General features: G+C 63.4%; 11 protein-coding genes and 1 pseudogene. 9 read left to right on the plus strand and 3 right to left on the minus strand.

From position 1 onward, the window contains the following. The first annotated feature begins 19 nt into the window (after nt 1-19). Complete coding sequence (locus tag EJ076_RS23580; protein WP_126069436.1) at nt 20-1,195, plus strand: aromatic ring-hydroxylating dioxygenase subunit alpha; 1,176 nt, start codon at nt 20-22, stop codon at nt 1,193-1,195. Nucleotides 1,196-1,202: 7 nt separating this feature from the next. On the opposite strand, the gene EJ076_RS23585 is transcribed toward EJ076_RS23580, so the two are convergent. Next, the gene (locus tag EJ076_RS23585; RefSeq protein WP_126069437.1) at nt 1,203-2,402 is read right to left on the minus strand and encodes an MFS transporter; all 1,200 of its coding nucleotides are present in this window, start codon (nt 2,400-2,402) and stop codon (nt 1,203-1,205) included. Nucleotides 2,403-2,625: 223 nt separating this feature from the next. Between EJ076_RS23585 and EJ076_RS23590 the strand changes: the two genes are divergently transcribed. Next, complete coding sequence (locus EJ076_RS23590) at nt 2,626-3,624, plus strand: DUF1624 domain-containing protein (protein ID WP_126069438.1); 999 nt, start codon at nt 2,626-2,628, stop codon at nt 3,622-3,624. Further along, a complete protein-coding gene (locus EJ076_RS23595; RefSeq protein WP_109667921.1) occupies nt 3,621-4,097 on the plus strand; it encodes an isoprenylcysteine carboxylmethyltransferase family protein in 477 nt (158 codons plus the stop codon). The genes EJ076_RS23590 and EJ076_RS23595 overlap by 4 nt, the downstream gene beginning before the upstream one ends. A 193-nt stretch (nt 4,098-4,290) precedes the next feature. On the opposite strand, the gene EJ076_RS23600 is transcribed toward EJ076_RS23595, so the two are convergent. Next, nucleotides 4,291-4,677, minus strand: a complete 387-nt coding sequence (locus EJ076_RS23600; protein WP_126069439.1) for a MerR family DNA-binding transcriptional regulator — start codon at nt 4,675-4,677, stop codon at nt 4,291-4,293. Between the two features lie 152 nt (nt 4,678-4,829). Further along, nucleotides 4,830-6,248 carry a magnesium transporter gene (gene mgtE, locus EJ076_RS23605; RefSeq protein ID WP_126069440.1) on the minus strand — a complete coding sequence of 473 codons (1,419 nt, stop codon included), beginning with the start codon at nt 6,246-6,248 and terminating at the stop codon, nt 4,830-4,832. Between the two features lie 395 nt (nt 6,249-6,643). Here mgtE and EJ076_RS23610 point away from each other — a divergent pair, with 395 nt between their 5' ends. From EJ076_RS23610 to EJ076_RS23635, 6 genes and pseudogenes are all read left to right on the plus strand, one after another. Then, nucleotides 6,644-7,318, plus strand: coding sequence for a response regulator transcription factor (locus EJ076_RS23610; protein WP_245462868.1), 675 nt, complete (start codon nt 6,644-6,646; stop codon nt 7,316-7,318). Between the two features lie 160 nt (nt 7,319-7,478). Then, complete coding sequence (locus EJ076_RS23615; RefSeq protein WP_126069442.1) at nt 7,479-8,669, plus strand: aminotransferase class V-fold PLP-dependent enzyme; 1,191 nt, start codon at nt 7,479-7,481, stop codon at nt 8,667-8,669. A gap of 14 nt (nt 8,670-8,683) precedes the next feature. Further along, nucleotides 8,684-9,640, plus strand: a complete 957-nt coding sequence (locus EJ076_RS23620; protein ID WP_126069443.1) for a CoA ester lyase — start codon at nt 8,684-8,686, stop codon at nt 9,638-9,640. 19 nt (nt 9,641-9,659) lie between these two features. Further along, the gene (locus EJ076_RS23625) at nt 9,660-10,844 is read left to right on the plus strand and encodes a malate--CoA ligase subunit beta (RefSeq protein WP_126069444.1); all 1,185 of its coding nucleotides are present in this window, start codon (nt 9,660-9,662) and stop codon (nt 10,842-10,844) included. Between the two features lie 14 nt (nt 10,845-10,858). Beyond that, nucleotides 10,859-11,758: a succinate--CoA ligase subunit alpha gene (gene sucD / locus EJ076_RS23630; protein WP_109667934.1), complete on the plus strand. Its 900-nt coding sequence runs from the start codon at nt 10,859-10,861 to the stop codon at nt 11,756-11,758. A gap of 91 nt (nt 11,759-11,849) precedes the next feature. Then, a pseudogene (locus EJ076_RS23635) lies at nt 11,850-12,794 on the plus strand (D-glycerate dehydrogenase); the annotation flags it as partial. Nucleotide 12,795: the final 1 nt, after the last annotated feature.

The following is a 12,795-nucleotide window of genomic DNA, read 5'->3' on the forward strand; positions in this document are numbered from 1 at the left end:
TCTCTAGAGGAAGCCAGCCATGCAGCCCATTGCCAGCGAGCGCGATCCCTACAATGGCCTGACCCGGGCCGAACCGACGCTGCCGTCATCAGCCTATTGGGATGCAGGCAGCTATCAAAAAGATCTCGACGCCATCTGGTATCGAAGCTGGCTGCTCGTCTGCCGCGAGGCCGACCTTGCGCAACCACTGGCTTTCCGCAGATTCCGCATCGGCACGCAAGACATCGTCGTGCTGCGGGACGAGACCGGCGAGCTGCGCGCCTTTCACAACACCTGCCGCCATCGCGGCTCGCAGCTTTGCCAGGAAAGCGAAGGCCGGCTGAAGGCGCGACTGATCACCTGCCCCTACCACGCCTGGTCCTATTCCCTGCGTGGCGACCTCGTGCGCGTGCCGTCGAAATCGCTGCCGCAAGGCTTCGACAAGGCCGACCACTCGCTCTATCGCGTCGCACTCTCGGTGTGGCGAGGTTTTGTTTTCGTCAATCTGCAGGAGGACGCGGCCGGTTCGGCGCAGGCATCCTTCGATCCGGCCTCCGGCGATCTCGGCAACTGGCCGCTGGAGACGCTGGTGAGCGGCCATGTGCTGCGCAAGGTGATGAACTGCAACTGGAAGATTTTTTGGGAAAACTTCAACGAGTGCCTGCATTGCCCGGGCGTCCACAAGGAGCTGTCGCGGCTGGTGCCAATCTATGGCCGCGGCCTGATGGGCCGTCACGACGATCCCGAATGGGTTCGCCATGCCGACAATGGCGCGCCGGAGTTTTCCGGCGGCCTGCGCGCCGGCGCCGAAACCTGGTCGCGCGACGGCCAGGCGCATGGGCCGGTCTTCTCGAGCTTGACACCGGCCGAGCGCACTGCGGGCCAGACATACGCCACCAGCCTGCCGTCGATGTTCGTCGTCGGCCATGTCGACTATGTCAGGTCAGTCCGGCTGGTGCCGCTCGGCCCCGAGCAGACCGAGCTTGTCGCGGAATGGCTGTTTTCGCCCGAAGCGCTCGCCACGACCGACATCGACAACATTGTCGCCTTCGGCACGCAGGTGCTGGAGGAGGATGCGACGATCTGCGAGGTCAACCAGAGAGGCCTGCACTCGATGCGCCACATGGCGGGCGTGCTGATGCCCGAGGAATACGACCTGCACCGTTTCCACAACTGGGTGCGCGAGCGGCATGCGGCACGCGAGGCAAGCGCCTAGCCGGCGACTAAAGCGATTTCGGCAGATAGCGCCACGTCACAAAGCCGCAAACCGCTGCCAGCAGGCCGAGCGTGACGAACACCGAGCCCAGGCCGAAAAAGGCCAGCACCACGGAATAGACCAGCGGCGGCGTCAGCTCGGAAAAGTCGAGATAGGTGCGATAGACCGCCGCCATCTGCGATCTTTCATAGGAGCGCACCGAGCGCATGAAGGCGGTCGAGCCGAGGGCGTCGAGCGCAATGGTGAAGAAGGCGCCGCAGAGCAGGAAGGCGCCGGTGAGCAGCGGCACGGTTTCGCCGACGAAGCCCGCCGCCAGCAGCGTGGCAGACATGGCGAAATAGGCAAATGTCATGGTCCTGCGGCCGCCGAAGCGCTTTCCTGCCTTGCCCCAGAAGATGGCCATGAACAGCAGCGCGTTGCCGGCCGAAACCAGCAGGCCGCCGGCCAGCTTGCCCTCGCCGGTGATCACCATGAACAGCGGCCCATAGACGAAGAACGTCGTCCAGAAACAGGAGCGGCCGAAAGCGATCAGCCACGCGAGCCGCAGCCTGGGCTGGGCGATGAAGCGGCCGATATTGGCCAGCGGATTGGCCGGGCGCGTCTTGCCCGGGCGGATCGACGGGTTGTCGCCGAGCCGGTAGGTCCAGAACAGCGCCAGCAACGCCATCGCGAACACCGCAACCGCACCATGCGCGGCATAGATGCCGAAGCGCGTGTAGAGGAAGATGCCGAGCGTCGGCCCGCCGGTCCAAGCCAACATCGACCACGCCATGCGCAGCGATTCGGCCTGCATGAAATCGGTCTTGCGGATGTGGTCCATGATGTAGAGGTTGAGCGTGATCGACAGCGCGCTTGCGCCCATCACGCGGCACAGCATGCCGGCCAGTTGCCCGGCAAGCGTGTCGGTGACGAAGAACAGCGAGCCGATGGCGAGCAGGCAGGCGCCGGCCGTGTAGACCCAGCGGCGGGCAAAGCGGCGGATTAGCATCGGCATGAACAATGTCACCGACAGGCCGAGCATCGCTACCACTGTGTAGAGGATCGAGACGATCTGCTCGTTGTGCAGGATCTCATAGGCCTGGATCGGGATGACGCTCGACACGGTGGCGCGAGCAAAGGATTCGACCGCGTAGAGCGAGGCGAAGGTGCGCGCGTCCGCGGCCTTGAGGGCCGGTAGCCAGATCGGATGGCGCACATGGGTGGACATTGCTTCCCCAAAGCAGAATCACCGGGCCAAATCTGCCGTGGCGATCCCTGCGCCAATAAGAGGAAACCGACGCGTATCCGGCGAAAAGCGAAGTCGGCCAAAGGCTTCCCGGCGCTGGCCTAATGCGGCGCCTGGTCCGGCGTCCTCGGCAAAGCTCCCGGTCTTCTTTTGTCCGGTGCAACCGTGATAGTCGTCTTGCAGGGCTGAATCAGAATGCGAGACCATGAGCATCCAAACGCCGACCGCACCCGTTCAGGATCGACCAAAGCGCATCGTCGCCATCGACATCGTGCGCGGCATCGCGCTGATCGCCATGGCGAGCTACCATTTCACCTGGGATCTGGAATTCTTCGGCTACACCGATCCCGGCCTGACCGCCTTCGGCTGGTGGAAGATCTACGCGCGCTGCATCGCCTCGACCTTCCTGTTCCTGGTTGGCGTCAGCCTGTACCTCGCCCATGGCCGACAAATCCGCTGGAACGGCTTCTGGAAGCGGTTCGCCATGGTCGCCGGAGCCGCGATCGCGATTTCGGTCGTCACCCGCATCGCCACGCCGGACGGCTTCATCTTCTTCGGCATATTGCACGAGATAGCGCTGGCAAGCCTGCTTGGCCTCGCCTTCTTGCGGCTGCCGGCTTTATTGACGCTGGTCGTTGCCGCGCTCGTCATCGCGGCGCCTGTCTATCTGCGCTTGGAGGCCTTTGATCACCCGTGGCTGTGGTGGGTCGGCCTGTCGGCGAACAATCCACGTTCCAACGACTACGTGCCCCTGTTGCCATGGTTCGGCGCTGTGCTTCTCGGCATCGGCGTCGCCAAGCTTGCCACGGGCGCGGGTGTCCTGACGGGGCTGGCGAACCTCAAGCCCGGCCGCTGGGCCAACCCGCTGCTTTTCATCGGCCGCCACAGCCTGGCCTTCTACCTGATCCACCAGCCGCTGCTGATCTGCTGCGTGTGGCTGTTCTCACAGATCATGCCGGCACAGGTCGAAACCCCGCAGGTGAACTTCCTCAAAACCTGCCAGCTGTCTTGCGAACAGTCGCGCGACACCGAGTTCTGTTCGAGCTACTGTGTCTGCATGCTCGATACGCTCGAGGGCGAGGCCACGCTTGATCGGCTCTACAACAACGACCAGACTGCGGAATGGAAGGCACATTTGTCCGATCTTGCCGGCATGTGCACAGCCAAAACCGATAGCAAGTTGATGGAGGAAGGGGTCCAATGACCGAGAACCAGCCGAAGCCGGGGATCATACCGTGGCCGCCGCTGATCTATACCGCCGCCATCGCCATCAGCATCGCGCTTGGCCTGCTCTATCCCCTGCCTTGGATCGGCGACATCCTGGGCGATATCCTTTTCGCCGCCGGTTGGGTGGCGCTGTTTGCCGTCGCCGCACTCTGGTTCACCGCGATCCGCACCATGATCCGGGCCAAAACCACACTCAACCCCAACGCGGTGCCCGATCACCTCGTCACCACAGGTCCCTTCGGCGTCACCCGCAATCCGATGTATCTGGCCAACACGCTGCTTTTGATCGGCGTCGCCTTTGTCTCAGGCATCGTGTGGTTCCTGCCGCTCGCGTTCATCGCCGCCTATGCCACGCAGAAGGCCGCGATCGAAGGCGAGGAAAAGGTGTTGGCCGCAAAGTTCGGCAAGAAATACCGCGATTACGCGAAAAGAGTACGGCGCTGGATCTGAGCTGGCGCCCCCTGGTTTCCATCGCGCAGATGGTTTTGACAGGTCGCTTTTGCTGCCAGGTGCACACTTCGGCGACTAGCCGAAACATCCATTCCGTCGTCATCCACGGGCGGAGCAAGGAGCGTAGCGACGCAGCGCAGGCCCGAGGATCCATGCCGCGACTTCTGCACGACACGCGATAGAATCCATCCGCTCAGGTATTCACACCAAGCTCAACCAGCCGCTCCACACAAGACTCCTCGGCCTGGTCGAGTTCGGCCAGCGTTTCTTCGAGGTCGCGGCGCTTCTGTCTGAGATCCTCGCGCTTTTCCTCGATGCGCTTGATCATCAGCTTGAGTTGACCGACTTCGCCGGGCGGCGTCTTGTACATCTGGATGATTTCGCGGATCTCGTTGATCGAGAAGCCAAGCCTTTTGCCGCGCATGATCTGGCGGATGAGGTGGCGATCGGACGGGCGAAACAGCCGCGTGCGACCGCGCCGCACCGGCTGCACCAGCCCTTCGTCCTCGTAGAAGCGCAGCGTCCGCGTCGACACGTCGAACTCGCGCGTCAACTCGGTGATCGAATAATATTCTCGCATTGCCACTCCCGCACGCCGGAATCCCAAACGATCGCCATGCGGCGCCCTTCCGTCCCGAACCAAAACCCATGCCATGCCGGAATCGATATGGCGCCCCGCGCAAGCCTCGCATGGCATTTACGTAAAAGTCAATTGAGACACGACAGGTGCCTTCACGGCACACCGAACCACCATGTAGCAATGCCGAGAAAGGCAAAGAAGCCGACGACATCGGTGACCGTGGTGACGAAAACCGCCGAAGCGACCGCCGGATCGACCTTGAAACGGTCGAGCAGCAGCGGGATCAGGATGCCGGCCAAGGCTGCCGCGAACATGTTGATGATCATCGCCGCCGCAATGATGCCGCCCAAATTGGGGTCGCGGAACCAGGCAGCGGCAACGATGCCGATCAGGATGGCGAAGACGATGCCGTTGATGAAGCCGACGCCCATCTCGCGGCGGATAATGCGGCCGGCATTGTAGATGTCGAGATCCCTGGTCGCCAGCGCTCGCACCGTCACGGTCATGGTCTGCGAGCCGGCATTGCCGCCCATGCCGGCGACGATCGGCATCAGCACCGCCAGCGCCACGATATGCTCGATCGTGCGGTCGAACAGACTGATCACCGATGCGGCCAGAAATGCCGTCAACAGATTGATCAACAGCCATGGAACGCGCGAGCGCGATGTGGAGAGAACACTGTCGGACAGTTCTTCATCGCCGACGCCGCCCATGCGCATCAGATCTTCCTCGGCCTCCTGCTGGATGACGTCGACCACGTCATCGATGGTCAGCACGCCGACCAGCCGCTCGTTCTCGTCGACGACGGCGGCCGACAATAGGTCATACTGTTCGAATTCCCGCGCCGCCTCTTCCTGATCCATGGTGGCGGGAATGGCGTGCCGTGTCTCATGCATGACCTCCTCGACCTTGACCGCGCGCCTGGTGCGCAGGATCTGGTCGAGGTCGATGGCGCCGAGCAGTTTGAAGGTCGGGTCGATGACGAAGATCTGGCTGAAGCGCTCAGGCAGGTTCTTGTCCTCGCGCATGTAGTCGATGGTCTGGCCGATCGTCCAGAACGGCGGCACCGCGACGAACTCGGTCTGCATGCGCCGGCCGGCCGTCTCTTCGGGATAGTCAAGCGAGCGGCGCAGCCTGATCCGCTCGGTGAACGGCAGCTGCGACAGGATCTCGTCCTGGTCTTCCTTCTCGAGGTCTTCGAGAATGTAGACGGCGTCGTCGGAATCGAGCTCCTGTACCGCCTGGGCGATCTGCGCATTGGGCAGATTGTCGACGATCTCCATACGGATCGCCTCGTCGACCTCGGTCAGCGACGAGAAGTCGAAGTCGGCGCCCAGGAGCTCGACCAGCGCGCGGCGCTGTTCGGGATGCAGCGCCTCGAGCAGGTCGCCGAGTTCCGACTGATGCAGGTCGTCGACTTCATGCTTGAGGGTCAGCGTATCGCGGTCGGCGATCGCCGCACCAATCCGCGCAAGGAAGGACGAAAGGACGGCCCCGTCCTCGCCATAGATGTCGGCGTGATGCTCCTCGGCGGCCCTGGCGCCGGTCGTCCGTTCGTGCTCGCCTTCCACCAGCGCCTCCCGCCATCGCAATCCCGGAAAAGGTGCAAATCAGGTCTAGAGCATCGCACCCAAAAGTGGAAACCGGTTTTGGGAAAATCCGACGCTCATTCCAGAGATAGCGCGGCAACATGAATCGATTTGGGAATTTGTCGCTCTAACGCTCGGAATATCAAACGAAATGCACACTCTCCTACCTGCTTCCCTTCACCGAGAGACGGTATTGCCGATGCCCGACCTGGAATGCCGATCCTGTCACAAACCAACGGGATACCGGTTCAGGGGACGCGACAGCACATGTCGCTGGGGAAAGAGCACCCTTGTGCGGTTGCGGCGATTGTCGTGGCACAGGGTCCGGATATCAGCCGGATCCGCCCATGTCCGCAACCGGTCCAGAACGGAAGCCCTTGAGCGCAAGGTCGGCGACAACGAACGAGGTCACATCAGGACAGCAACGCGTTCGCGTCGTTGTCGCCGAGCGCAATCCGCTTGTCATATCGGCGCTGCGCGAAATGCTGGAATGCGACGGACGTTTCGAATTGCTGAGCGCCGTGCAGAGCGGCAAGCAACTCCTGGAACTGGCGACGAAGACCAAATTCGATGTCGCCGTCATCGGCTGGAGGCTCGCCGACATGGACGGCGCGGATGTTCTGGCCGAGGTCCAGAGCCGCAAGCTCGATATGCGCATCACGGTGTTTTCCAACGACCATGACATCGGCATCCTGAAGCAGTGCGTACGGCTCGGGGCTCAGGGCTACTGCTTCCAGTTCGATGATCCGCATATTATCTTCGAGACGATCCTGGCCGTCGCGCATGGCCGCATCTGCATCCCCTACATCGACATCAACAAGGTCAACGACACGCCTTTGGCGCAGCTCACGGTGCGCGAGCGCGAGCTGCTGGCGGTGCTGTCCGACGGCTGGACCAACCTTCAGATCGCGACGCGCACGGGAATTTCCGAGAATACGGTCAAGTACCACCTCAAGAATCTCTACGACAAGCTTGACGTCCGCAACCGGGCGATGGCAGTCGCCCTCTATTCGAGCGAGAAGCGCCGCACTCCCAGGCTGCCTGTCGGGTAGGACGACCGGGTAAGCCAATGGGTAGGCCCAATGGGTAGGCCAAGTGGGTAGGCTCGCCCCACCCGCGCGCGGCGAGAACTTACCCGCCAAGGTGTTGTTGCTCCTCGCCGCCGAGACGACACTCCCCTCCATAAATCTCTAACATCGGAGGAGTTCGCGCATGGCTGGGTTCACCCACCTTTTTATTCCAGGACCCACCAACATTCCGGAGCAGGTCCGGCAAGCGATGAACCTGCCTATGGAGGACATGCGCGCCGCCTCGTTCCCTGAACTCACCCTGCCGCTGTTCGAGGACATCAAGAAGGTTTTCAAGAACGAAACCGGCCGCGTCTTCATCTACCCGTCGTCGGGCACCGGCGCTTGGGAGGCAGCCATGACCAATGTGCTTAGCCCCGGCGATCGCGTGCTGATGTCGCGCTTCGGCCAGTTCTCGCATCTATGGGTCGACATGGCCGAGCGCCTTGGCTTTGAGGTCGACGTTATCGACTGCGAGTGGGGAACCGGTGTGCCGCTCGACCTCTACGCGGAAAGGCTGAAGGCGGACAAGGCACACCGCATCAAGGCAGTCTTCTGCACGCAGAACGAGACCGCGACCGGCGTCACCAGCGATGTCGCCGGCTGCCGGGCCGTGCTCGACACGGCGAACCACCCTGCCCTTCTCTTTGTCGACGGCGTCTCGTCGATCGGCTCGATCGACTTCCGTCAGGAAGAATGGGGTGTCGACTGCGCCGTCAGCGGCTCGCAGAAAGGTTTCATGCTGCCAGCCGGCCTCGGCTTCCTCTCAGTCAGCAAGAAGGCGCTCGTCGCTTCCAGGGTCGCCTCTCACCGTCGCTGCTTCTTCTCGTTCGAGGACATGATCCGCGCCAACGACGCCGGGTATTTCCCCTATACGCCGGCGACGCAACTGCTGCGCGGCCTGCGCGCTTCGCTCGATCTGATCGCTGAAGAAGGGCTCGACAACATCTTCGCCCGTCACCATCGCCTCGCCGAAAGCGTGCGCAAGGCGGTCGACGCCTGGGGCCTGAAGCTCTGCGCGAAGGCGCCGAAATGGCACTCCGACACCGTCAGCGCCATCCTGGTGCCGGAAGGCATCGACAGCGGCGACGTCGTCAAGCGAGCCTACGGCACCTACCAGACGTCGCTCGGCGGCGGCCTCAACAAGGTGATGGGCAAGGTCTTCCGCATCGGCCATCTCGGCTGGCTGAACGAGGTGATGGTGCTGGCGTCACTGTCCGCCGCCGAACTGGCGCTGCTCGACTGCGGCGTCAAGCTGGCGCCGGGTTCCGGTGTCGGTGCCGCGATCGCGCATCTCCGCCGCTCGCCGCAGTCCGCCATCGCCGAAGCCGCCTGATCCGGGAGCACGCCATGAGCCACACGATCAACCATCTGAAGAAACTCCGGCTGCAGCGCAGCGAACTCGCCGTTCCCGGCTCCAGTCCCGAGATGATCGATAAGGCGGCGAACAGCGCCGCCGACTTCGTCTTCCTCGACATCGAGGACGCGGTGGCGCCGCCGGACAAGGAACGCGCCCGCAAGAACATCATCCAGGCGCTCAACGACATCGACTGGAACGCCAAGGGCAAGACCGTTTCGGTGCGCATCAACGGCCTCGACACGCACTACATGTACCGCGACGTGGTCGACGTGATGGAACAGGCCGGCGACCGGCTGGACACCATACTGGTGCCGAAGGTCGGCGTTCCGGCCGACCTCTACATGGTCGAGGCCATGGTCAATCAGATCGAGATGGCCAAGGGCTACAAGACCCGCGTCGGCCTCGAAGCCCTCATCGAGACGGCGCTCGGCATGGCAAATGTCGAAGCGATCGCCGCTACATCAGGCCGCCTGGAGGCGATGCATTTCGGCGTCGCCGACTATGCCGCGAGTTGCAAGGCGCGCACCGTCAACATCGGCGGCCTCAACCCCGACTATCCCGGCGACCAGTGGCATTTCGCTCTGTCGCGGATGACGGTTGCCTGCAGGGCCTACGGCCTGCGTGCCATCGACGGCCCGTTCGGCGATTTCTCCGACCCTGAGGGCTACATCGCCGGCGCAAGGCGCGCTGCGGCATTGGGCATCGAAGGCAAATGGGCGATCCATCCCTCGCAGATTGCGCTCGCCAATGACGTCTTCTCGCCGCCGGAAAAGGAGGTGACCCGCGCCAGGCGCATCCTCGAAGTGCTGAAGGAGGCCGAGGCGCAGGGCAAGGGCGCGGCAGCGCTCGACGGCAAGATGATCGACGCCGCTTCGGAACGCATGGCGCGCAATGTGCTGGTGGTCAACGAGGCGATCGAGCGCGCCGGCCAGACTGCGACGCACTGACAATTACCGGGAGGACAAAATGGACATTCACGAATACCAGGCCAAGGAACTGCTTGCCCGTCACGGCGTGCATGTGCCGCGCGGTGGACTGGCCTACAGCCCCGAACAGGCGACCTACCGGGCGCGCGAGATCGGCGGCAGCAAATGGGTGCTAAAGGCGCAGGTTCATTCCGGCGCGCGCGGCAAGGCCGGCGGCATCAAGCTCTGCGCCAACGACGAGGAGATCGCCAACGCGGCCGAAGCCATGCTCGGACGCAAGCTGGTGACCAACCAGACCGGTCCGCGCGGCAAGCTGATCTCGCGGCTCTATCTCGAGGAGGCCGTCGACATCGCGCAGGAACTCTATCTCGGCTTTGTGCTCGACCGCAAGGAAGAGCGCGTCATGATCGTGGCCTCCGCCGCCGGCGGCATGGAGATCGAGGAGATCTCTGAAAGAAAACCTGATTCCATCATCCGCGCCGTGGTCGATCCCGGTGTCGGCATGCAGGGCTTCCAGGCGCGCGAGATCGCTTTCGGCCTCGGACTTGAAAGCAACCTCATCGGCAAGGCGACCGAGACCATCCTCGGCTGCTACCAGGTGTTCCGCGACTATGACGCTTCGATGCTGGAGATCAATCCGCTGGTGGTGACCCGCGACGGCAATCTCGTCGCGCTCGACGCCAAGATGTCGTTCGACGAGAACGCGCTGTTCCGTCGCCCGGAAATCTCCGAACTGCGCGACAAGAGCCAGGAAGACCCGCGCGAGACTTTCGCCAGCGACCGCGGCCTCTCCTATGTCGGCCTCGACGGCAATATCGGCTGCATCATCAACGGCGCTGGCCTCGCCATGGCGACGATGGACATGATCAAGATCGCCGGCGGCGAACCGGCCAACTTCCTCGACATCGGCGGCGGCGCCTCGCCCGAGCGGGTGGCGAAATCCTTCCGCGCCGTGCTCGGCGACAAGAATGTCGAGACCATCCTGGTCAACATCTTCGCCGGCATCAACCGCTGCGACTGGGTCGCCGAGGGCGTCATCAAGGCGATCCGCGAAGTCGGCGTCGACGTGCCGCTGGTGGTCCGGCTCTCCGGCACCAAGGTCGAGGAAGGACGCCGCATCCTGGCCGATTCCGGCGAGAAAATTATCGTCGCCGACACATTGGCGGAAGCCGCCGAAAAAGCCGTCGCTGCCTGGCGCGCGGCCACCAAGAAAAAAGCAGCCTGAGGGAGGTCGAAAAAATGGCAATCCTGCTCAACCGCAACACACGCGTCATCGTCCAGGGCTTCACCGGCAAGATCGGCAGCTTCCATGCCGAGGACATGAAGCGATACGGCACCAAGCTGGTTGGCGGCGTCACCCCCGGCAAGGGCGGCCAAAAGCATCTCGGCCTGCCGGTGTTCAACACCGTCAAGGGCGCTGTGCGTGAGACCCGCGCCGAGGCGAGCATCGTCTTCGTGCCGCCGCCCTTCGCCGCCGATTCGATCATGGAAGCGGCGGATGCCGGCATCAAGCTCTGCGTCTGCATCACCGACGGCATCCCATCGCAGGACATGATGCAGGTCAAGCGCTACATGCGCCGCTACCGCTTCGAGGACCGCATGCGGCTGGTCGGCCCGAATTGCGCCGGGGTCATCACGCCCGGACAGGCGCTTATGGGCATCATGCCCGGCAGCATCTACCTCCCCGGGCGCGTCGGCATCGTCGGCCGCTCCGGCACGCTCGGCTACGAGGCCGCCTCGCAGATGAAGGCGCTGGGCATCGGCGTGTCGACCAGCGTCGGCATCGGCGGCGATCCGATCAACGGCTCGTCTTTCAAGGATATCCTGCAACTCTTCGAGCGTGACGAAGACACCGACGCTGTGGTGATGATTGGCGAGATCGGCGGACCGCAGGAAGCGGAAGCCGCGATCTGGGCGCGCGACAACATGCGCAAGCCGCTGATTGCCTATATCGCCGGGCTTTCCGCGCCAAAAGGCAGGCGCATGGGCCATGCCGGCGCCATCATCTCCGCCTTCGGCGAATCGGCGCAGGAAAAAGTCGAAATCCTCAAGGAGGCCGGTGTCGTCATCGTGCCGACGCCGGCCTCATTCGGCGAGGTCGTGGCCGATACGCTGGCGCGGACCAAGAAGGCGGCGTGACGGCCGACCGGGCGAAGCCCACATTGCGCAGTTTGAAGTCTGTTCGGGGTTGGTGGAAGCATCGCGCCCCGTCGATCGGCAGGGAAATTCGATGAAACCGCGATTGATTGTCACACGCAGATGGCCGGCCGCCGTCGAAGCGCTCCTCGCCGAGCGCTTCGACACCACGCTCAACGCAGACGACACGCCGCTGAGCGCTGCCGCGATGACTTCCGCCTTCACGGATTTTGACGCCATCCTGGCAACCGTCAGCGACCGCTTGCCTGGTGCGGTCTTTCCCGAAAGCGCAGCCCGCACCAGGATCATCGCCAATTTCGGCGTCGGCTTCAGCCATATCGATGTCGCGGCGGCCCGCGACCGCGACATCGTGGTGACCAACACCCCGGGCGTGCTGACCGATTGCACCGCCGATCTCGCCCTCAGCCTGATCTTGGCCGTCGCGCGCCGGACCGGTGAGGGCGAGCGGCAGCTGCGGGCCGGAGAGTGGCGTGGCTGGTCGCCGACGCACATGGCCGGCGCGAAGGTGTCGGGCAAGACCCTGGGTATTGTCGGCATGGGGCGCATCGGCAAGGCAACGGCCAGGCGAGCGCATTTCGGCTTCGGAATGAAGATCGTCTTCTTCAATCGGTCGCAGGTCGACGATGACGAGACGCGCGCCATGGGCGCGGTGCAGATGCCAACCTTGGAAGATGCGCTCGCGGCATCCGATTTCGTGTCGCTGCACTGTCCGGGCGGCGCGGAAAACCGCCATCTCATCGATGCTCGCAGCCTGCGGTTGATGAAACGCGGCGCATTCCTGATCAACACGGCACGCGGCGACGTCGTCGACCAGGATGCTCTGATCGGTGCACTGTAAAGACGCGAGATCGCGGGGGCGGGTCTCGACGTCTTTGCCGACGAGCCGGCCGTTCCGGAGGCGCTGAAGCAGTTGGAGAACGTCGTGCTGTTGCCGCATCTCGGCAGTGCGACCGAGGAGACGCGGGTGGCGATGGGCATGAAGGTGGTGGAGAACCTGACCGCCTTCTTCGAAGGTCGCC

Origin of the sequence: Mesorhizobium sp. M7D.F.Ca.US.005.01.1.1, assembly GCF_003952545.1 — a bacterium.
Lineage (GTDB): Bacteria > Pseudomonadota > Alphaproteobacteria > Rhizobiales > Rhizobiaceae > Mesorhizobium > Mesorhizobium loti.

What these genes read in the sequence shown, in the direction of transcription:
- EJ076_RS23580 (WP_126069436.1), top strand. Translation starts at nt 20, where the DNA reads ATGCAGCCCATTGCCAGCGAGCGCGATCCCTACAATGGCCTGACCCGG.
- sucD (WP_109667934.1), top strand. Translation starts at nt 10,859, where the DNA reads ATGGCAATCCTGCTCAACCGCAACACACGCGTCATCGTCCAGGGCTTC.
- EJ076_RS23585 (WP_126069437.1), bottom strand. Translation starts at nt 2,402, where the DNA reads ATGTCCACCCATGTGCGCCATCCGATCTGGCTACCGGCCCTCAAGGCC.
- EJ076_RS23620 (WP_126069443.1), top strand. Translation starts at nt 8,684, where the DNA reads ATGAGCCACACGATCAACCATCTGAAGAAACTCCGGCTGCAGCGCAGC.
- EJ076_RS23590 (WP_126069438.1), top strand. Translation starts at nt 2,626, where the DNA reads ATGAGCATCCAAACGCCGACCGCACCCGTTCAGGATCGACCAAAGCGC.
- EJ076_RS23625 (WP_126069444.1), top strand. Translation starts at nt 9,660, where the DNA reads ATGGACATTCACGAATACCAGGCCAAGGAACTGCTTGCCCGTCACGGC.
- EJ076_RS23595 (WP_109667921.1), top strand. Translation starts at nt 3,621, where the DNA reads ATGACCGAGAACCAGCCGAAGCCGGGGATCATACCGTGGCCGCCGCTG.
- EJ076_RS23615 (WP_126069442.1), top strand. Translation starts at nt 7,479, where the DNA reads ATGGCTGGGTTCACCCACCTTTTTATTCCAGGACCCACCAACATTCCG.
- EJ076_RS23600 (WP_126069439.1), bottom strand. Translation starts at nt 4,677, where the DNA reads ATGCGAGAATATTATTCGATCACCGAGTTGACGCGCGAGTTCGACGTG.